At 69.9% G+C, this 19,384-nt stretch carries 15 protein-coding genes; 11 read left to right on the forward strand and 4 right to left on the reverse strand.

The window, feature by feature from the left end; translation table 11 throughout:
- Positions 1-14 precede the first annotated feature (14 nt).
- Positions 15-1,769 (forward strand): helix-turn-helix transcriptional regulator, encoded by a 1,755-nt coding sequence (locus SK224_RS12995; protein WP_320435090.1) that lies wholly within the window; start codon positions 15-17, stop codon positions 1,767-1,769.
- Here SK224_RS12995 and SK224_RS13000 read toward each other — a convergent pair.
- The 4 genes from SK224_RS13000 to SK224_RS13015 form a co-directional block, all read right to left on the reverse strand.
- Complete coding sequence (locus SK224_RS13000; RefSeq protein ID WP_320435091.1) at positions 1,677-3,155, reverse strand: putative Ig domain-containing protein; 1,479 nt, start codon at positions 3,153-3,155, stop codon at positions 1,677-1,679. The genes SK224_RS12995 and SK224_RS13000 overlap by 93 nt on opposite strands.
- A gap of 116 nt (positions 3,156-3,271) precedes the next feature.
- Positions 3,272-4,813 (reverse strand): tripartite tricarboxylate transporter permease, encoded by a 1,542-nt coding sequence (locus SK224_RS13005; RefSeq protein WP_320435092.1) that lies wholly within the window; start codon positions 4,811-4,813, stop codon positions 3,272-3,274.
- Between the two features lies 1 nt (position 4,814).
- Positions 4,815-5,408, reverse strand: a complete 594-nt coding sequence (locus tag SK224_RS13010) for a tripartite tricarboxylate transporter TctB family protein (protein WP_320435093.1) — start codon at positions 5,406-5,408, stop codon at positions 4,815-4,817.
- A complete protein-coding gene (locus SK224_RS13015) occupies positions 5,405-6,427 on the reverse strand; it encodes a tripartite tricarboxylate transporter substrate binding protein (protein WP_320435094.1) in 1,023 nt (340 codons plus the stop codon). The genes SK224_RS13010 and SK224_RS13015 overlap by 4 nt, the downstream gene beginning before the upstream one ends.
- A 143-nt stretch (positions 6,428-6,570) precedes the next feature.
- On the opposite strand from SK224_RS13015, the gene SK224_RS13020 reads away from it, so the two are divergent.
- The 10 genes from SK224_RS13020 to SK224_RS13065 all read left to right on the forward strand — a co-directional run bounded on the left by SK224_RS13020 (position 6,571) and on the right by SK224_RS13065 (position 19,360).
- Positions 6,571-7,839, forward strand: coding sequence for an ATP-binding protein (locus SK224_RS13020; RefSeq protein WP_320435095.1), 1,269 nt, complete (start codon positions 6,571-6,573; stop codon positions 7,837-7,839).
- Positions 7,836-8,579 carry a response regulator gene (locus tag SK224_RS13025; RefSeq protein ID WP_320435096.1) on the forward strand — a complete coding sequence of 248 codons (744 nt, stop codon included), beginning with the start codon at positions 7,836-7,838 and terminating at the stop codon, positions 8,577-8,579. Before SK224_RS13020 ends, SK224_RS13025 begins: the two co-directional genes overlap by 4 nt.
- 68 nt (positions 8,580-8,647) lie before the next feature.
- The gene (locus tag SK224_RS13030; RefSeq protein ID WP_320435097.1) at positions 8,648-10,057 is read left to right on the forward strand and encodes a glutamate decarboxylase; all 1,410 of its coding nucleotides are present in this window, start codon (positions 8,648-8,650) and stop codon (positions 10,055-10,057) included.
- Between the two features lie 184 nt (positions 10,058-10,241).
- Complete coding sequence (locus tag SK224_RS13035; protein ID WP_320435098.1) at positions 10,242-11,783, forward strand: ABC transporter substrate-binding protein; 1,542 nt, start codon at positions 10,242-10,244, stop codon at positions 11,781-11,783.
- Between the two features lie 58 nt (positions 11,784-11,841).
- Positions 11,842-12,783: an ABC transporter permease gene (locus SK224_RS13040; RefSeq protein WP_320435099.1), complete on the forward strand. Its 942-nt coding sequence runs from the start codon at positions 11,842-11,844 to the stop codon at positions 12,781-12,783.
- On the forward strand, positions 12,780-14,654 hold the full coding sequence (locus SK224_RS13045; RefSeq protein ID WP_320435100.1) for a dipeptide/oligopeptide/nickel ABC transporter permease/ATP-binding protein: 1,875 nt from the start codon (positions 12,780-12,782) through the stop codon (positions 14,652-14,654). Before SK224_RS13040 ends, SK224_RS13045 begins: the two co-directional genes overlap by 4 nt.
- Positions 14,651-15,490 (forward strand): ATP-binding cassette domain-containing protein, encoded by an 840-nt coding sequence (locus tag SK224_RS13050; protein ID WP_320435101.1) that lies wholly within the window; start codon positions 14,651-14,653, stop codon positions 15,488-15,490. Before SK224_RS13045 ends, SK224_RS13050 begins: the two co-directional genes overlap by 4 nt.
- A gap of 37 nt (positions 15,491-15,527) precedes the next feature.
- Positions 15,528-16,544, forward strand: coding sequence for a LacI family DNA-binding transcriptional regulator (locus SK224_RS13055; RefSeq protein ID WP_320435102.1), 1,017 nt, complete (start codon positions 15,528-15,530; stop codon positions 16,542-16,544).
- A gap of 69 nt (positions 16,545-16,613) precedes the next feature.
- Entirely contained in the window at positions 16,614-17,999 is a 1,386-nt protein-coding gene (uxaC, locus tag SK224_RS13060) for a glucuronate isomerase (RefSeq protein ID WP_320435103.1), read from the forward strand.
- Between the two features lie 2 nt (positions 18,000-18,001).
- Positions 18,002-19,360, forward strand: coding sequence for a mannitol dehydrogenase family protein (locus SK224_RS13065; RefSeq protein WP_320435104.1), 1,359 nt, complete (start codon positions 18,002-18,004; stop codon positions 19,358-19,360).
- Positions 19,361-19,384: the final 24 nt, after the last annotated feature.

Genomic DNA, 19,384 nt, shown 5'->3' on the forward strand with positions numbered 1-19,384 from the left:
GAGGGGCGGATCGCGTGGGCGATGACGTCGAGGGCAGCGCCGAAGCGTGGCAATTCGCCACGGGCATCCTGCTGCGCGTCTTCGGCGGGGATGCGGCCGCCGAACTCGAGGGTGTCTCGGCGCGCTCGGAAGCGGCTACGCACCGCGCCGACCGCGCGCTCTTCCGGGTCGCCGCGACGATCGCCGCGGTGATCGCCTGCCGCTTCCCGGATGCGGCCGCGCACGCCCGTCGCGCACTGGACGAGAGCGATGGGTGCGCGCCGCCCGTCGTGCGCCTCGCGTCGGCGGCGCTGTTGGCCGCGGATGCCATGGCGGGCGCCGATCACGGTCAGCGCCCCGGCGTGGATGCGGCCGCCGTCGCCGCCGCCCTCACCGAGCCGGGCGAGGGCGCGCTGCTGACGCGATACCTGCTGGCCGAAGCGGCGCTCAGCTCGGGCGGCTTCGACGCCGCCGACGCGTTGATCCGCGGTGCGGAACTCGCCCCCGGACAGGTGACGACGGGCGACACCGAGCGGGCCGATCCGTCCGCGCTGGCCCTGCAGCTGCTCGCCGCGCGCAGCGGCGCGTTCCACGGGCGCCGCGACGAAGTGAGAGCGATCGCAGAGGGATTGTTCCGCAGCGCCTCGATCGTGCCGCCGCGGGCGCTCGTGGTGCTCCAGGCCATCGGCAGCTACGGGGCCGCGGTCGCCGGCGACCGGAACCGGTTCTTCACCCTCGCGGATGCGGTGATCGCGCGCACGCGCCGCGACGAGAACTATCTCTCCGTGGGCTCGTCGCTCTACGTGGCCTGGGGCTTCCGCGCGGTGGGGCAGTTGCAGCGTGCCGCGGCGTTGCTCGTGTCGGCAGCGGGCGCCGACCTGTCGCGCTGCAAGGTGTGGGACCGTGCCTTCGCCACGGAAGTGCTCGTCGAGGCGGCGCTGTCGCGGGGGGACACCTATCGCGCCGGCGTCCTGTTGCGTAGCAGCGGGGCTCTGGCCCGCCATCGCGTGGCGGCCTCGTCACTCATTCGCGCTCGTGGTGCGATCGCTCTGTCGCAGGGGCAGGCGGCGGATGCGGAGGCGCTGGCGGCGGCATCCGTGCGCATCGATGAAGCCGCGGGAGCGGCGACCGAGGTGCTGCGAGGCGAGCTCGTGCGTGCGGACGCGCTCGCCGCCGCCGAACCCGCGCCGGCGTTGGAGCTGTTGCTGCGCCTCGCGCGCCAGGCGGATGCCGTGGGCTACGAACGCCACCGCCTGCTCGCCGCCCGCCGCTGGCGCGAGCTTGCCGCGCGGGTCGGCGGCGCGCGGGGCGACCTGGCGGTCATGACCGAGAAACAGCGCGAGGTGGCGGTGCTTCTCGCGGAGGGAAACACGAACGCGGCGATCGCGCAGGTGCTCTACCTCTCGCCGCGCACCGTCCAGAGCCACGTCGAGGACATCCTGCGGATCACGGGAGCGCCGACGCGTGGTCGCGCGGCCGCCCTCCTCGGTCCGCGGCGAGGGCTGGATCTGGGGCAGCTGAGCCCGCGTCAGCGCCAGATCGCCGCGCTCGCCGCGGCGGGAAGCCGCAACGCCGAGATCGCCGCATCCGTCGGTCTCAGCGTGAAGACCGTCGAGCACCACCTCGCCGAGGCCCTGCATCGGCTCGGGCTCCCCTCGCGAGCGGGCCTCGCCACGGTCTCCTTCGAGCCGATGACCTCAACCGCGGTTGCCCCGGCGCCGTATCCCGGCACCGACCACCAGCGCCCCGCCCCCGAGGAGAGCGCCGAGCGCGCCTATCGCCGCACCTGACGCATCCGCTGCGCCGCTCGCAGCCAGTCGCTCCGGGCCGGTCGCAGCGCCCGCGGTCGGCGCCGTCGGGGAGGTGGGCTCGGTCGCCGCGTCGATCGCCAGAGCGATCGCGGTCGCCAGGATCGTGCCGTCAGAGGCAGACGCGGTGATCGTGTACGTCTGCGACGGCTGCGCGGCGAGCGGCGTCCCCGAGATCGTGCCGGTCGCGGCGTCGAGTGCGAGGCCCGCAGGGAGCGCGGGTGACACGGTGAACGTGGGCGCGATGTCGAACGCGGATGCGGTCACGGTCGCTGTGAACGGCGCGCCGACGGTCCCCGCGCCGCCGGTCGCCGCGGTGAGCGCGGCACGCGAGAGCAGGCCGACTGCGCCGGAGGCGCGGTTGCCGACCCAGACGCGGTTGCCGCTGGGGGAGACGAGCGCGGCGGCCGCATCCGTCGTATCGATGGCCGTCGTCTCGGTCACGCCGCCGGTCGCGACCTCGAGCGTCGACAGGTTGTTGGCGCCCACCACGAGCAGGTTCGTCCCGTCGGGCGAGAAGGCGGCCGCCGCCGCATCGTGCGGCACGGTCGCGGTGCGCACGATCGTGCCGTAGGTAGCGGATGAGGCGTCGATGTCGATGAGGAACACCCGCTGCGCGCTCGGCGCGGTCACCGCGGCCAGCGTGCCGGCGGGGTTCACTGCGATCTGACCGGCCGAGGCCGCGCCGGGTAGGAGGATCGTGGCGGATTGACCTGCCAGCGCGAAAGGATCGTTGAAGAGGTACACGACGCCGGCGCCCGCGGCGGTCCCCGCGACGAGAACGTTGTTGTCCGAACCGTTGCCTGGGCCCGCGGCGATGTCCGAGAGCGCGGAAGGGCGAGGGGTGCCCGGCGCGTCCGCGGCGAAGTCGATACCGCTCACGCTGCTCACGCCGATGTTGAAACGGAGGATCCGGGTGGGGTCGGCCGCCGAGGGCGCGGCCACCACGGTCTCGCCCGCGGCCGCGATCGAGAGTGCGCCGAGGCCCGTGCCCGGTAGGGCGATCTGAGAGGTCAGCGCACCCGAAGCGTCCAACCGCACCACCCATCCGGCCGTCGTGGACACATCGACCTCGGAGCCGTCGGGGCTGATCGCCACATCCGTCGGAAGGCCGAAACCCTCGACCGCGAAGTCGATCGAGTGCGCCACGACCGCGCTCGTAGCCGTGTCGAAGATCGCGAGGCGTGGCGAGCCGTCGACGATGTAACCGGTCGACCCGCCCGGGGAGAGTGCGAGACGCTGCACACTGCCACCCGTGCCGACGACGCCGGTGACGGTCTGCAGAGGTTCCGCAGCCTGGGCGGGCAGGGCGAGGAGTGTCGCAGCGCCCGCGGCGATCAGAGCGAGAGGGAGAAGACGGCGGCGCATGACGGTCCTTCGGTGTGGGGCCTCCCGGCACGGGGGAGCAACCGAAGTCTGGCGAGCGACCGTCGGGGGCGCCATAGGGGAATCGGCCCAGATGCGCCGATTCCCCCCTGACGCGCTCAGCGCGCGACCGGCTCCTTCTCCGCCTCGGCGACCGCGCGGCGCGTGCGCCGACGGGCCACGACGCGCCCACGCACCGAGAACACCAGGACGGCGGCGAGCAGCACGTAGAGCGTGATGGTGATCGGGCTGTGCACCAGCACCGAGAAGTCGCCGTTCGCGCTCATCGCCGCGTCCCGCAGGCTCGTCTCGGCCAGCGGGCCCAGCACCATCCCGATGATGAGCGGGGCGAGCGGGAAGTCCATCGCCCGCATCAGGAAGCCCAGGATGCCGATGCCGAGCAGCATGAGCAGATCGAACGTCGACCCGGAGGTGGCGTAGATGCCCAGCGCGCAGAACACCGTGATGCCGGCGTACAGGTAGGGGCGGGGGATCAACAGCAGCTTCGCCCACAGCATCGCGAACGGCAGGTTGAGGATCAGCAGCACGACCATCGCGATGAAGAAGCTCGCCAGAAGTGCCCAGACGAGCTCGGGGGCGCGGTCGAACAGCAGCGGTCCGGGCTGCAGGCCGTACTGGCGGAACGCGGCGAGCATGATCGCGGCCGTCGCGGAGATCGGCAGGCCCAGTGCGAGCAGGGCGCCCATCGCCATCCCCGTCGTGGCGTTTCCGGCCGCCTCCGGAGCCGCGAGACCGCGGATGGCCCCGCGCCCGAACTGCGGCTTCTTGCGCCGGGCGTCCAGCCGCTTCTCCAACCCGTAGGCGAGGAACGTCGGGATCTCGGATCCGCCCGCGGGCACGACGCCGAACGGCAGGCCGATCGCGGTGCCGCGCAGCCATGCCGGCGTCGCCTCCTTCAGCTCCTTCCGACTCAGCCACGGCCGACCGGTGGGCCTGATGATCTTCTTCGCGGTGTCGTGACGCGCGAGGCACGCGACGAAGATCACCTCGCCGAGCGCCAGGATGGCGACCGTCACGGTGACCAGCGAGATGCCGTCGAACAGCTGCGGCGACTCCATCGTGAAACGCGGTGCTCCCGAGACCCCGTCGATGCCGATCACGGCGATGCCGAGACCGATGAACAGCGACGTCAGTCCCTTGATGACGTTGTCCGTGACGACGGACGACGTCGCGGCGAACGCGAAGACGGCCAGGGCGAAGAACTCCGCCGGCCCGAACCTGCTCGAGAAGTCCGCGAGAGCGGGGGCGAGGAACACCACCACGATCGACGCGACGAAACCGCCGATGAAGGCACCGATGGCGGCGGTGGCCAGCGCCTGGGCGGCGCGGCCGTTCAGCGCCATCTTGTGACCCTCGAACGTGGAGGCGATGGCGGAGGCCTGCCCCGGAGTGTTCATGAGGATCCCCATGGTCGAATCGCCGAACAATCCGCCGAAGTAGACGCCGGCGAACATGATGAACGCCGCGGTGGGATCGAGCGAGAAGGTGATCGGCAGCAGGAGAGCGACGGCCATCGAGGAGCCGAGGCCGGGCAGGACGCCCACGGCGGTGCCGAGGAGGCAGCCGACGAGAACCCAGAGCAGATTCTCCGGGGTGAAGGCGCCCGCGAAGCCCTGTGCCAGAAGTTGCAGAGCATCCATGTCAGAACCCCCCGAGGATGCCGGACGGGAGCGGCATCCCGAGCAGCATGTCGAATCCGATGTAGGCGAGCGAGCTCACCGTCGCGCCGACCGCGAGCATCTGGATGGGCTTGGACGCCCCGAATCCGCGGGCGATGCACCAGAAGAGCAGGGTCGCCGCGATGATCCAACCGAGCAGATCGAGCAGCACGGCGAAGGCGAAGAACGAGACCAGCACCCACGCCAGCGAGCGGACGTCCACGCGTACCGGCCGCGGGGGCGGCGGATCATCGTCGCCGGCCTCGGCCGCCAGCAGCTCCGCCGTCAGGGGGTCGGGCATGGCCCGGATCTCCCGCACCGCCGTGATGGCGAGCGAGACAGTGAACACGTACAGGCCGGCGGTGACGATGCCGGGGAAGAACTGCGGCCCTGGGAAGGCAGCACCCTCGGGCACGCGCATCGTCAGGATGCCGATCAGGAGGTACGTCGCGAACGCCGCCACGATGACGGGCATCGTCAAGCCTTTCAGCAGTGCGGCGATGCCGGGGCCGGAGACGAGTCGCAGGCGTTCGCCGAGGACGGCGGAGGTGGCGGTGGGATTGGCGGGGAAGGTCACAGGCCCATCTCCTCGTAGAGCGTGCGGATGCGGGACTCCTCGTCGTCGAGGAAGCCGGTGAGCTCGTCCCCGGTGATGACGCGCTCGGTCCAGCGGTAGCGTTCGACGGCGTCCTGCCACTGGGTAGTTTCGACGGAGTCGAGGATGAGCTGCGTGAGCTGATCCACCTCGTCGTCGGTCAGCCCGGCGGGCGCGGCGAGCATGCGCCAGTTGGTGAGCGAGATGTCATAGCCCTGGTCGGCGGCGGTGGGGATGTCGATCCCCTCGATCGGCTCCTTGGCGACGAGGGCGAGCGCGCGCAGGCGCCCGGCCTCGATCTGGTCGATGTTGTCGGGGTATCCGCCCGCCGCGGCTTTCGCGGTGCCGTTGAGCAGCGCCTGGATCGCCTCGCCGCCGCCGTCGGACGAGATGTAGGTCGTCTCGACCGGGTCGATCCCCGCGGCGAGGGCGAGGTCGGTCACGACGAGCTGGTCGAACGAGCCGCCGCCCGTCCACGGCAGCGCCTTCGGGTTCTCCTGCCACGCCTCGACCAGGTCGTCGAGGCTCTCGTAGGGGGAGTCCGCCGGGACGACGATGACGTCGTACTCCTCGACGACGACGGCCAAGGGCGTGACGTCGGCGAGGGTCGCGGCGGAGTTGAACTGGATCGTCGCGGCCAGCAGCCCCGTGCCGCCGACGAGCAGATTGTTCGCCTGGCCGTTGAGCACCGACACGTTGCCGAGGGCGATCGTGCCGCCGGCTCCCGGCATGTTGACGACCTGCACGTTGTTGACGAGGCCGTTCGCCTTCTGCGCCTGCTGCAGCTCGCGCGCGACCCCGTCCCACCCGCCGCCGGCGGCGGCGGGGGCGACGATGGTCATCGAGGCGCTGATCTCCTGTCCGGCGGCCGCCGAGCTGATCGAGCCGAACGCGGCGACGCCGACCGCGGCGGCGGTCACGACGCCGCCGATCACGCGGCCGATCACATTCCTGGTGGTGGTCTTCGTCCGGGGGGCGGACTCGTCCGAGGGGGTGGTCATCATTGCTCCATTCGCGCGGACATCGTCGTCGCCGCGAGATCGACCTAGGATGGCAGCGCGCGAGACGGCCGGGCCGGTCGCGCCGATTTGTTCCCATAAACGCGCACGCGGCGACGTGGCCGCGCGGCGAGGAAGCGAGCACGATGGCGTTCGGGCACCGGCAGCGCGCCGTCCGGCTCGCCATGCTCGTGCTGCCCTCGGTCGTCACCCTGGCCGCCCTCGGCGTCACGACGACGGTCGCCCTCGCGCTGCAGGAGAGCCGCATCCGTGACGCGACGGCGGAGCGCGTGCAGGAGGTGGCCACGAGCCTCGCCGCCCTGAGCGAGGTGAGGAAGACCGTCGCATCCGTCTCCGACGCGGGATCACCGGATGACCTCGCCGATGCGGCGGATCTCGCTCCCGCAACAGCGGCCCTGCAGCCGATCGCGGAACTGGTCGCCCGCGCTGCGGGCGTGTACTACGTGGTCGTGACCGACGACGAGGGCGTGCGCATCACGCATCCGCTCGCGTCCGAGCGTGGCGTGCAGGTGTCGACCACGAACGCCTCGGTGCTCGCGGGCACCCCGTTCCTCGGTACCGAGACGGGGCCGTCGGGGCCGTCGCTGCGGGCGAAGGTTCCGGTCGTCGACGAGGGCCGCGTGGTGGGCATGGTCGCGGTCGGAGTGCTCGAGTCCGACATCGCCGCCGAACGCGAGCAGGCCCTGAGCGCACTGCTGCCGTGGGCCGTGGGGGCGCTCATCGTCGCGACCCTTGCCAGCTCCGCGCTCACGGCGGCGGTCGAGCGCCGCTTCCGCCGCCTCGACGAACTGGCCCTCGAACACGCGCAGATGGGGCGGACGGCGGCGGCGCTGCGCGAGCAGTCCCACGAATTCACGACGCGCCTGCACGTCGTGCACGGGCTCGTCTCCCGGGGTGATGCGGACGAGGCGCTCGCCTACATCGAGGATCTCGTGCCTGTCTCGGGCGGTCGGCACGATGAACAGGATGCGGGCATGCCGCTGCGCGATGCCGCCGTTCACGCCGTGCGTTCCGACGTGCTCGCCCACGGCGCGCAGGTCGAGTTCGACGTCGCCGTCGCGCGCGACATCGATGAAGAGGTCGTGACCGTGCTCACCAACCTCGGTCGCAACGCCGCGGAAGCGGGGGCCGGCCGCATCCGGTGCACGCTGCGTGAGCACGGCGACCTGCTCGCCGGGGCGGTGGAGGACGACGGACCGGGCGTGGACCCGCGCCAGGCGACGCGGATCTTCGCCCTCGGGTTCTCCTCGAAGTCGGATGCCTCGGGCAGTGGACGAGGCATCGGGCTCGACCTGGTGCGCCGACTGGTCACCGCGCGCGGGGGAACGATCGAAGTGGGCACCTCGACGCTCGGCGGCGCCCGGTTCTCCTTCGAGATGGCGAGGCGTCCGTGAACGGCAACATCCGGGTGCTCGTCGTCGACGACGACAGGGGAGCCCGCGCGCTGCACAGCCGCTTCGTCGCGGCGACGAGCGGTTTCACCGTCGTGGGCACCGCCGCGAGCGGGCGGGAGGCGCTGGGGTTCGCGGGCGACGCGGTCGATCTCATCCTGCTCGACATGCGACTTCCCGACATCAGCGGCATCGAGGTGCTGCACCGTCTCCGCACGATCGGCGGGTCGGAGGTGGACGTGATCGTCATCAGCTCCTCGCAGGACCAGACGACCGTGCGTCAAGCGCTCGCCGCGCACGTGGTCGGGTACCTGATCAAACCCTTCACCGAATCCGCGCTGCGCGCCCAGCTCGAGCAGTATCGGAACCGTCGTCAGCAGGCGCAGCAGGATGCGCGCGAGCGTCCGCTGAGCCAGGGCGAGATCGACCGGCTGCTGGCCACGGGAGGCATCCGCACCGGAACGCACGCCGCGGTGGCACCCGCTGCCGCCCTCGCACTGCCGAAGGGCCTGGCGCAGCCCACGCTCGATCGGGTGGCGGCGGCACTCGACCCCGTCGTCGCCCGGTCGGGAGCCGACGTCGCCACCGCGTGCGACCTGTCGCGAACCACGGCGCACCGCTATCTGACGCATCTCGTCGACCTCGGCCTCGTCGACCGCGCCCACCGCTACGGCAAGCGCGGCCGTCCCGAAGTCCTCTACCGGCTCGCACCGGCGCATGCGCCGGACGCGACGACCCGCTGAGAGTCCTCGCCCTCGACGGGCGAGTCGTGATTGTGTGGGCGCACGCGAACCCACGTCCGGAGGCAGCAATGAACGCTCGTCGAGGTCCCCACCGTCCGCCCGCCGGAAGCGATGACCGGCTGAGTATCAATCCCGTGTTCGTGCGGCCCGGGGAGGCCACGGAGTTCGACCGCTATCGGCTTCCGGCAGGACCGAGCCTTCCCGAGACGGCGTACCAGATCGTGCACGACGAGGCGATCCTCGACGGCAACTCGCGCCTGAACCTCGCCACCTTCGTCACGACGTGGATGGACGACCACGGGCAGCGGCTGTATCGCGAGGCCTTCGACAAGAACATGATCGACAAGGACGAGTACCCGGCGACCGCCGAGATCGAAGAGCGGTGCTGGCGGATGCTGGCCGACCTCTGGCACGCACCGGACGACGCCGACGCGATCGGCACCTCGACGATCGGCTCGTCGGAGGCTTGCATGCTCGGCGGGCTCGCGCTCAAGCGGCTGTGGCAGGAGCGTCGCAGGGTCGACGGCAAGCCGACCGATCGGCCCAACCTGGTCATGTCGGCTGCGGTCCAGGTGGTGTGGGAGAAGTTCTGCAACTACTGGGAGATCGAACCGCGGTACGTGCCGGTCTCCCCGGAACACCTTGTGCTGGACGGCGAAGGTCTGGAGCGGTACGTCGACGAGAACACGATCGGCGTCGTCGCGGTGCTGGGGCAGACCTTCACCGGGCTGTACGACCCGGTCGCGGCCATTGCGGCGAAGCTCGACGAGATCGAGGCCGCGACCGGTTTCGACGTCCGCATCCATGTCGACGGCGCCTCCGGAGCCATGATCGCCCCCTTCTGCCAGCCCGAGCTGGACTGGGACTTCCGCATCCCGCGCGTCAACTCGATCAGCACCTCGGGGCACAAGTACGGACTCGTCTATCCCGGAGTCGGCTGGGTCGTCTGGCGGGATCCGTCGGTGCTGCCGGAGAGCCTCGTGTTCCACGTCAGCTACCTCGGCGGCGACATGCCGACCCTCGCCCTCAACTTCTCCCGGCCGGGCGCGCAGGTGCTGCTGCAGTACTACCAGTTCCTCCGGCTCGGGCGTGAGGGCTACCGCGCCGTGCAGCAGAACTCGCTCGACGTGGCGCAGTTCCTCTCGGGTGAGATCGGACGGATGGGACCGTTCGATCTCGTGAGCCGAGGAGACACCATCCCGGTCTTCGCCTGGACCCTGAAGCCCGGCCACACGGACGTCTGGAACCTCTACGACCTGGCGGACCGCCTGCGGATGAAGGGGTGGCTCGTGCCGGCCTATCCGATGGCCGACGACATGAGCGACACGGTACTGCAGCGCATCGTGGTGAAGGTCGGTCTCAGCCGCGACCTCGCGGCGTCGCTCATCGAGGACATCCGCGCCGAGGTGGGCTTCCTCGACCGCCTCGATGCGCCGTTGCCCCGCGAGCGCACCACGGGTTCCGGTTTCCACCACTGAGACCAGGGCACGGATCACGGAAGACGGCGATTGGCGATCAATGATGGCAACCGGTTGCGGCAACCGATTGCATCGTCTATCGTGATGCGCAGCACACACGACGTGCCGCCGCGCCGGACATCCCGACGGCCGGTACGAGCCGCCGCGAGTGCCCTTCTCCAATGGTGTCCAGAAGGGACAGACAATGAAGTTCACAGCACGCGTGAGCGCGCTCGGCGCCCTGGGCGTCGCGGCCGCGCTCGCCATCGCCGGCTGCTCGGCCGGCGGCTCGACCCCCGCCAACTCCGGTGGCTCCGGCCACGGCGGCACCCTCACCCTCGGCATCATCGCCGAGCCGACTTCCTGGGATCCTTCGCAGGCTCATGTCGGGCACGGTCTACAGCCGTTCCAGGTGACCTACGACTCCTTGCTGCTGCGAGGACCGGACGGGACCCTACAGCCCATGCTCGCCACCTCATGGGAGTACAACGATGACAACACCGCGCTGACGCTCGACCTGCGCGACGACGTCACCTTCAGCGATGGCGCCGCCTTCGACGCGGAGGCCGTGAAGGCCAACCTCGAGAACTTCAAATCCGGCAACGGGCGTCAGGCATCCCAACTCGCGGCCCTGGCCAGTGTCGACGTCGTCGACGACGACACGGTCACCCTCAACCTCAGCCAGCCCGACCCCGCGCTCGAGTTCTATCTCTCGCAGGCCGCCGGGCTCATGGGCGGCCCCGGCTCGATCGGCACCGAGAGCATCATCTCCACGCCGGTCGGGTCCGGCCCCTACGTCATGGACACCGCGTCATCGGTGCCTGGCTCGCAACTCGTCTTCACGGCGCGGGAGGGCTACTGGAACCCCGACCTGCAGAAGTACGACAAGATCGTGCTGAAGTCCTACCAGGAGACGACCGCGCGACTGAACGCGATCCTCTCCGGCCAGGTCGATGCGACGATCCTCGACGCGCCGACCGCCGCCCAGGCGAAGTCGGCGAACCTCGCGCAGATCGAGGACTACCGCGTCGACTGGCAGGGCCTCGTGCTGATGGACCGCGACGGCTCCATCGTGCCGGCGCTCGCCGACAAGCGGGTGCGTCAGGCCATCAACTATGCGCTCGATCGAGACACGCTGCTCGATTCCATCCTCCTCGGGTACGGGAAGTCGACGGACCAGGTGTTCGGCCCGGACAGCGGTGCATACGTCGACGACCTTGACGGCACCTACGATTACGACCCCGCGAAGGCGAAGGAGCTTCTGGCGGACGCGGGTTATCCGGATGGCTTCGAGCTGCCGTTGCCCGCGATCCCCGGGTTCGAGACACCGCTCGCCGCTCTCACCCAGCAGCTCGCCGACGTCGGCATCCGCGTCCAGTCCGAGCCCGTCTCGACCTCGACGTTCCTCGCCGACCTCGCCGCGGGCAAGTTCCCGGCGGTGTACTTCAACTACTTCCAGGGCGAGCCCTGGGTCGCCATCAACCAGCTGATCTCGACGAACGCGCTCTACAACCCGTTCAAGACGACGACGCCGGAGCTGCAGCAGCTCATCGACGCGGTGCAGACGGGCGGCGCGGAGTCGTCCGAGCTGGCGAAGAAGGTCAACGAGTACGTCACGGATGAGGCATGGTTCGCGCCCGTCTACCGCATCGATCAGATCTACGTGTACAAGTCGGACGTGGTCTCGGTCGAGAAGCAGATCCAGTCCGCCGTGCCGGCGATCTACAACTACACCCCGGCTGGCTGACACCCGGATGCGGGGGCTCCGGCCCCCGCATCCATCCCCGGACATTGGAGTCTTCTCGATGATCTCCTTCATCATCCGACGGCTGATCTCAGGCGTGATCCTGCTGGTCGTCATCTGCGCGCTCGCCTACTCGCTGCTCTTCTTCAACGGCAGCAGCATCGCGCGCAACATCCTGGGCGACCAGGCGAGTCCCGAACAGGTGGCGCTCAAGGAGCAGCAGCTGGGCCTGGACCAGCCGCTGCCCGTCCGCTTCTTCCACTGGGCGACCGGTGCTCTGACCGGCGACCTCGGTCGGAGCTGGTTCGGCACGCTCACGGTGTCCGACGCCCTCGTCACCCGCGTGCCCGTGACGCTGACCCTCGTGATCTCATCGATCGTGCTCGTCGCGGTCTTCGCCACCATCCTGGGTACCGCGGCCGCGATCAAGCGCGGATGGGTCGACCGTCTGGTGCAGGTGGGGGCGATCGTCGGTGACGCGATCCCGGGCTTCGTGCTCGCCATCGCCCTGGTCACGATCTTCGCCGTGCAACTGAAGCTCTTTCCTGCCGTCAGCAGCATCAGCCCCGGCGCCGGCGTCGACGCATGGGTCGCTTCGCTCACCCTTCCGGTGGTCGCCATCGTGCTGAACTATGTGACCGCGAGCGCTCAACAGATCCGATCCGCCGTCATCGTCCAGCGCGAGCGGGACTTCGTGCGCACCCTCCGCAGCCGCGGATTGGGTGAGCGGGAGATCCTCCTCAAGCATGTCCTGCGAGGGGCGGCCCCCGCCGGGCTCACGGTGCTCAGCCTGCAATTCGTCGGGCTGCTAGGCGGAGCGGTCATCATCGAGCGCATCTTCGCCATCCCCGGCATCGGACAGCTCGCCGTGGACGCGACGGTGAACGGCGACATCCCCATCGTCATGGGCGTCGTGCTCTACACCGTTGTGATCGTCATCATCGTCAATCTGCTGGTCGATCTCGCCAACGGCTGGCTCAACCCGAAGGTGCGCACCTCATGAGCTCCACGGTCGCGATCGCACTCGCTCCGCATTCCCCTCGTCGGCGACCCGTCATCGTGCGGGTGCTCACCAATCCACTCGGCGCCGTATCGCTGGTCGTTCTCGTCGCCGTCACCGTTCTCGCGGTGCTCGCCGGAGTGCTCGCGCCGTACGGGCCGAACTTCGCCGAGGTCGGCAACACCCTCGCGCAGCCGGGTGCCGACCACCTGCTCGGCACCGACTCTGCCGGTCGCGACGTATACAGCCGCCTTCTCTGGGGTGCCCAGCTCACCCTCCTGTCGGCCTTGCTCTGCGCCGCGGTGGCGATCGCGATCGGCCTCCCGGCCGGTCTTCTCGCCGGCTACTACGGACGCTGGTTCGACACGGCGTCGAACTGGACGGCCAACCTGCTGCTGAGCCTGCCCGCCATCATCGTGCTGCTCTCGGTGCGCACGGCACTCGGGCCCTCCGTCTGGCTCGCGATGGTCGTCTTCGGCATCCTGATCTCTCCCGGCTACTACCGGCTGACCCGCACCGCCGTGCAGTCGGTTCGCAACGAGCTCTACGTGGATGCGGCCCGCGTGTCCGGCCTGAGTGATGCGCGGATCATCGGGCGCCACGTCATGTCCGTCGTGCGTGCGCCGATCATCATCCAGACCGCCTTGGTCGCCGGCGTCGCGATCGCGATCCAGTCGGGCGTCGAGTTCCTCGGTCTCGGCAATCCCCAGGAGGTCACCTGGGGAGCCATGCTCAGCGAGGGGTTCCGGAACATCTACATCGCGCCGGGCCTCATCGTCTGGCCCGCCGTCGCCATCGGCGTCACGGTCGGCGCGTTCGTGCTGCTGGGAAACGCGCTGCGCGATGCGCTCGAGGACGCCCCCAAGGTCAAGGTGAACCGCAAAGCCGTCGAAGCCGCGCTCCAGACGGGTATCGTGACGGATGCGGTCGCCGGCACGAACCTCGTCCTGCCGGCCCCGGAGACCCCGGAGGCGCCCGCCGCGGTGCCCACGACGGCCTCGGCATCCTCACCGGCGCCCGAGGTGCAGAGCGGGGCTCACCTGCTGGAGGTGCGTGACCTCGCGATCGGATACCCGACACCTTCCGGCACGATCACGCGCGTCGTCGAGGGCGTCACACTCCATGTCGATCGCGGGGAGGTGCTGAGCATCGTGGGCGAGTCCGGGTCGGGAAAGAGCCAGACCGCCTTCGCGATCCTCGGCCTGTTGCCCGATGCCGCACGTATCGTCGCCGGCTCGATCGTCATCGACGGCGTCGAGACGGTCACCTCCGGCAGCGGCGCGGTCTCGCAGAAGCGCATCGCCGCCCTCCGCGGGCGACGGGTCTCCTACATCCCGCAAGAGCCCATGTCCAACCTCGATCCGGCGTACACGATCGGTCACCAGCTGAGCCGCCCGATGGTCAAGCTCTTGGGCATCGGCAAGTCCGAGGCGAAGAAGCGCGTGCTCGAACTGCTCGAGCGGGTCGGCATCGCTGATCCCGCCCGCACCTTCGACCTGTACCCGCACGAGATCTCGGGCGGCATGGCCCAGCGCGTGCTCATCGCGGGAGCGGTGAGCTGCGGCCCGGACCTCATCATCGCGGACGAGCCCACGACGGCGCTGGATGTGACGGTTCAGGCGGAGGTGCTCGAACTCCTCCGCGAGATGCGGGACGAGCTCGGTGTGGCCATCGTTCTCGTCACCCACAACTTCGGCGTCGTCTCGGACCTGGCCGACCGGGTGGCGGTCATGCGACACGGGCGGTTGATCGAGACGGGTGCGGTGCGCGACGTGCTGCGCGCTCCGCGCGAGGAGTACACCCGCACCCTGCTGGACTCGATGCTCGAGGGCAAGGAGCCTCTCCAGATGCTGACGAAGGAGGCCCGCGGATGAGCGGCGCACTGTTGGAGGTCGACTCGCTCGTCGTCTCCTATCCGGGCAAGGGCTGGCGAAAGCCCGCGAGCGAGATCCTGCACGGCGTCTCGCTCGAGATCGCCGAGGGTCGCACGCTGGGTCTCGTCGGGGAGTCCGGGTCGGGCAAGACGACGATCGGCCGCGCCATCCTCGGGCTCGCGCCCGTGACAGCGGGATCCATCCGCTTCGAGGGAACCGAGATCTCCGCGGCCGGGCGTCGTCAGCGCCGCCGTCTGGCGCGCGACATCCAGGTCGTCTTCCAGGATCCGTACTCGTCTCTGAATCCGGCGATGGAGGTGGGGGACATCCTCGCCGAGCCCCTGGTCACCCAGGCGCTGAGTAGGCGCGAGAGCGCGTCGCGGGTGCGGACGCTGCTCGATCGTGTCGGCCTTCCCGCCGATGCCATCGGACGCCTGCCGCGCGAGTTCTCGGGCGGGCAGCGCCAGCGCATCGCCATCGCGCGCGCGCTTGCTCTTCAGCCGAAGCTCATCGTCTGCGACGAGCCGGTGAGCGCGCTCGATCTGACGACCCAGGCGAAGGTGCTGGATCTCTTCCTCGAAATCCAGCAGGACACGGGTGTGTCCTACCTCTTCGTCTCGCATGACCTCGATGTCGTTCGCCACATCAGCCACGACGTCGCGGTTCTGTACCGGGGCGACATCGTCGAACACGGCCCCGCCGCCCAGGTCACCACGGAGCCGTCGCATCCGTACACTCGACGCCTCCTGCTGGCTTCGCCCTCGCCGGATCCCGACGTTCAGCGCGAGCGGCGGGCACTCCGTCAGGCCGCGCGCGCGAGTGCGGATGCAGCATGATCCGCCGCTGGCCTAGGCTGAGGAACGGGGTGCCCAGATGAGCGCGCAGACAGAGGCTGACGAACCCCGTCCCGGGGGCCGCAGCACCGGTGCGCCGACGATCTACGACATCGCGAAGATCGCGGGGGTCGCTCCTTCCACGGTGTCGCGCGCGTTCAGCCAGCCCGCGCGCGTGAACACCAAGACGGCGGAGCGCATCCACGAGGCGGCGCGCGAGCTGGGCTTCCGACTCAATCCGCTGGCCCGCGCCCTCCCGACCGGGCGCACGCACACGCTGGCGCTGCTGGTGGCCGACATCACGAACCCTGTGGTGTTCGACATCATCCGCGGCGCGGCGCGCGAGGCGTCGGTCCACGACTACACGCTCATCATCTCCGAATCGGAGGAGTCGAGCGAGCGCGAGCTCGTCGACGCCCAGCGCCTGCTGCCCTCGGTGGACGGCATCATCCTCGCGACGACGCGACTCGACCCGCCCTCGATCCGCGCCCTCGCGAAGTCCAAGCGTCTGGTCACGATCAACCGCGACGTCGGCGAAGCGGTGGCGAGTGTGCTTCCCGATCTCAGCACCGGCGTCGACGAGGCGGTGGCGCATCTCGCCGGCCTCGGCCACGCGGTGATCGGCTACGTACCCGGTCCGACGTCATCCTGGATCAGCGAGCGTCGTGCCGCGGCGATCGCGCGGGCGGCGGATGCCCACGGCATCGAACTGGTCGAATTCGCGAACACGGTGCCCACCCGTGAGGGCGGCGCGGCGATCCTCGACGACCTTCTGGCATCGGCGGCCACGGCGATCATGGGCTACAACGACCTCATGATGTTGGGCGTGCTTCAAGCAGCGACCGCGCGAGGTGTGTCGATTCCGGGTGAGCTGAGTCTCGTGGGCTTCGACGACATCTTCGGAAGCGACTTCACCGTGCCCGCGCTGACGACTATCCGCTCACCGCTCGCCGAGGCGGGCAGACGCGCCGTGCGAGCCGTCCTCGGCCTCGAGGACCCCCACGATCTCCTTCCCACCGAGCTCGTCGTGCGCGACTCCACGGGCGCGCGCGCCTGACTCGTCCCCCCATCTCCGGTCGCCTCCGACACGACGGATGGCAACCGGTTGTACTCCGAGAGATTTCGAATGACAGACTTCACCGAGGATCGCCTGCTCCCTGTGGATCCGACGGCGCGCGCCATCGCCCGCGACCTCTACGCGTCGGTTCGCGAACTGCCGATCATCTCGCCCCACGGTCACGTGGACGCCGGGATGATCCGGCGCGACGACGCGTGGACGGACCCGACGCAGCTGCTGATCACATCGGACCACTACATGACACGGCTGCTCCATGCCGGCGGCGTGGGCTACGAAGCGCTCGGATTGCACACCGGGCGGAGTCCAGGCATCGAGGGGTGGCGTACCTTCGTCGACCACTGGCTCTCGTTCGCCGGAACGGCATCCGGCTACTGGATCGAGCAGACGCTGCGCTCGGTGTTCGGCATCGAGGAGCCGTTGTCACCCGAGAACGGCGACGCCGCGTACGCGCGGATCGCCCAGCGCCTCGCTGAGCCCCGGTTCGCTCCGCGTGCACTGTTCGAGGATTTCGACATCGATGCGCTCGCGACGACCGACGACCCGCTCGACGACCTCGCTGACCACGCCGCGCTCGCTGCGGATCCGTCCTTCCGCGGACGGGTCCTGCCGACCTTCCGTCCGGACCGCTACCTGGACCCTGAAGCTGCAGACTTCGAGGCGGCGGCGACCGCGCTCACCTCCACCGCCGGCGCGACCACGTTCGCCTCGTACCTCGAGGCGTTCCGGATGCGGCGCGAGCATTTCATCGCTCACGGTGCGGTCTCGGCGGACCACGGAGTGACGGAGCTGCTGACCATCGATCTCGGTGACGACGCGCCGGCCTTCTTCGATCGTGCGCTGCGCGGCAGTCTCTCGCCGTACGAGAGCCAGCTCTTCCGCGGGCACATGCTGCTCGAGATGGGGCGCATGAGCGCACGCGACGGACTGGTCATGACCATCCACCCGGGCGTGCGCCGCAACCATCACACGGGGGCGTTCCAGAGATTCGGCGCCGACCGCGGACACGACATCCCCCTTGCGACGCGGTTCACGGACGAGCTCCGACCGCTGCTGCAGGAGGTCGGTCTCGTTCCGGGTATGCACATCGTGCTCTTCGCCGTCGACGAGACGGCATACTCCCGCGAGATCGCCCCGCTGGCAGGCTTCTACCCCTCCGTGTTCATCGGCGCCCCATGGTGGTTCCTGGACGCGCCGGATGCGGGGATGCGCTTCCGGGAAGCGGTCACGGAGACAGCCGGATTCTCTCGGAACTCCGGCTTCATCGACGACACGCGCGCCTTCCTTTCGATCCCGGCGCGTCACGACATGTCGCGCCGGCTCGACGCGGCATTCCTGGCACGGCTCGTCGTGCAGGGGCGCGTGCGCCAGGCGGCCGCGTTCCAGATCATCCGGGATCAGGTCATCGCGCAGCCGCGGAAGGTGTTCAAGCTGTGAGCGTGCGTCTGAGCAGAGGCGCGACGGGCGCGCAGGCCAGGCCCGTCCGCATGGTGCATCTGGGGCTCGGCGCCTTCCACCGCGCACATCAGGCATGGTTCACCGCGATGGCGTCGGACGCGCCCGATTGGGGGATCGCCGCGTTCTCGGGGCGCCGCCCCGAGGCGGCCGATGTCCTCGCCGCGCAGGATGGCCTGTACACCTTGATCGAGCGCGCCGCAGAGGGGGATCGTGCTCGCATCATGGATCCGCTCTCTCGGGCGTACGACGGCGCCGATGTCGCGGCCCTCGCCGGGCTGGTCGCCAACCCGGGCGTGTCGATCGTGACGTTGACCATCACGGAGGTGGGATACGGTGCGAGCCGCACGAAGCTGACCGACACGCTACGTCAGGATCGCGACATCCTCCGGGCGCGGTTCGCCGACGCGCACCTGCGCGGTGACGCCGACCCTCGCACCGCTCTCGGACGGCTCGCCCTCGGGCTCGAAGCACGTCGGCGAGCGGACGGGGGCGGGATCACGATCGTCTCGTGCGACAACCTGCCCGACAACGGCGGCGTCACACGTGATGTGCTGCGGATGCTGCTGGAGCCGGCGGGCGGTGCTGCGCTGGATCAGTTCGACGAGCTCGTCGGTGTCGCGTCGGCATCCGTGGACCGCATCACGCCCCGCGCGACGGATGCAGACAGGGCGGACGCGCTGCGGCTCACCGGCTACTCGGACGCCGCACCGGTGGTCACAGAACCCTTCGCCGACTGGGTCATCGCGAACGCCTTCCAGGCTCCGCGCCCGGATTGGGAGTCCGCGGGTGTGCGGATCGTCGAGGACCTCGAGCCGTTCGAGCGGCGCAAGCTCTGGATGCTCAACGGTGCGCATACGCTGCTCGCCACCGCGGGTCGGGCGCGCGGCCACGAGACCGTCGATGCGGCGATGAACGACTCCGTCGTCAGCGGCTGGGTGGAGCAGCTGTGGGATGACGCGATCCGCCATCTTCCCGCCGAGCTCGACGCCGAGGAGTACCGCACCCGCCTGCGCTCGCGCTTCGCGAACGGCAGGATCCGGCACCTGCTCGATCAGATCGCGCTGGACACCGAGACGAAGCTGCGCATGCGCGTGATCCCCCTCGTCCGTGCGGAACGCGCCGAAGGTCGATATGCGGAAGCTGCGACTCGCGCGATCGCATCGTGGGTCGCTGCATCTGCGGCCGAGCACGATGCCGGGCCCGAGGGGGCGCGGGCGGCGCTGGCCACGCTCGATGCCGAGCTCGCGGACGACGAGACATACGTGGCGGTGCTCGCCGAGGTGGTACGCGAAGAGCGCGCCGCCGGGCAGGCCGCCGGAGCCCGGATGGTCGCTCGATGAGCGACGTTGTGACAACGACGAGAG

It is taken from the genome of Microbacterium sp. BG28 (genome assembly GCF_034044005.1).
GTDB lineage: Bacteria > Actinomycetota > Actinomycetes > Actinomycetales > Microbacteriaceae > Microbacterium.

Bases quoted from the DNA above. Each gene is read 5' to 3' on its own strand.
- SK224_RS13000 (WP_320435091.1), bottom strand. From the start codon at position 3,155: ATGCGCCGCCGTCTTCTCCCTCTCGCTCTGATCGCCGCGGGCGCTGCG.
- SK224_RS13005 (WP_320435092.1), bottom strand. From the start codon at position 4,813: ATGGATGCTCTGCAACTTCTGGCACAGGGCTTCGCGGGCGCCTTCACC.
- SK224_RS13015 (WP_320435094.1), bottom strand. From the start codon at position 6,427: ATGACCACCCCCTCGGACGAGTCCGCCCCCCGGACGAAGACCACCACC.
- SK224_RS13020 (WP_320435095.1), top strand. From the start codon at position 6,571: ATGGCGTTCGGGCACCGGCAGCGCGCCGTCCGGCTCGCCATGCTCGTG.
- SK224_RS13030 (WP_320435097.1), top strand. From the start codon at position 8,648: ATGAACGCTCGTCGAGGTCCCCACCGTCCGCCCGCCGGAAGCGATGAC.
- SK224_RS13035 (WP_320435098.1), top strand. From the start codon at position 10,242: ATGAAGTTCACAGCACGCGTGAGCGCGCTCGGCGCCCTGGGCGTCGCG.
- SK224_RS13040 (WP_320435099.1), top strand. From the start codon at position 11,842: ATGATCTCCTTCATCATCCGACGGCTGATCTCAGGCGTGATCCTGCTG.
- SK224_RS13045 (WP_320435100.1), top strand. From the start codon at position 12,780: ATGAGCTCCACGGTCGCGATCGCACTCGCTCCGCATTCCCCTCGTCGG.
- SK224_RS13050 (WP_320435101.1), top strand. From the start codon at position 14,651: ATGAGCGGCGCACTGTTGGAGGTCGACTCGCTCGTCGTCTCCTATCCG.
- SK224_RS13055 (WP_320435102.1), top strand. From the start codon at position 15,528: ATGAGCGCGCAGACAGAGGCTGACGAACCCCGTCCCGGGGGCCGCAGC.
- uxaC (WP_320435103.1), top strand. From the start codon at position 16,614: ATGACAGACTTCACCGAGGATCGCCTGCTCCCTGTGGATCCGACGGCG.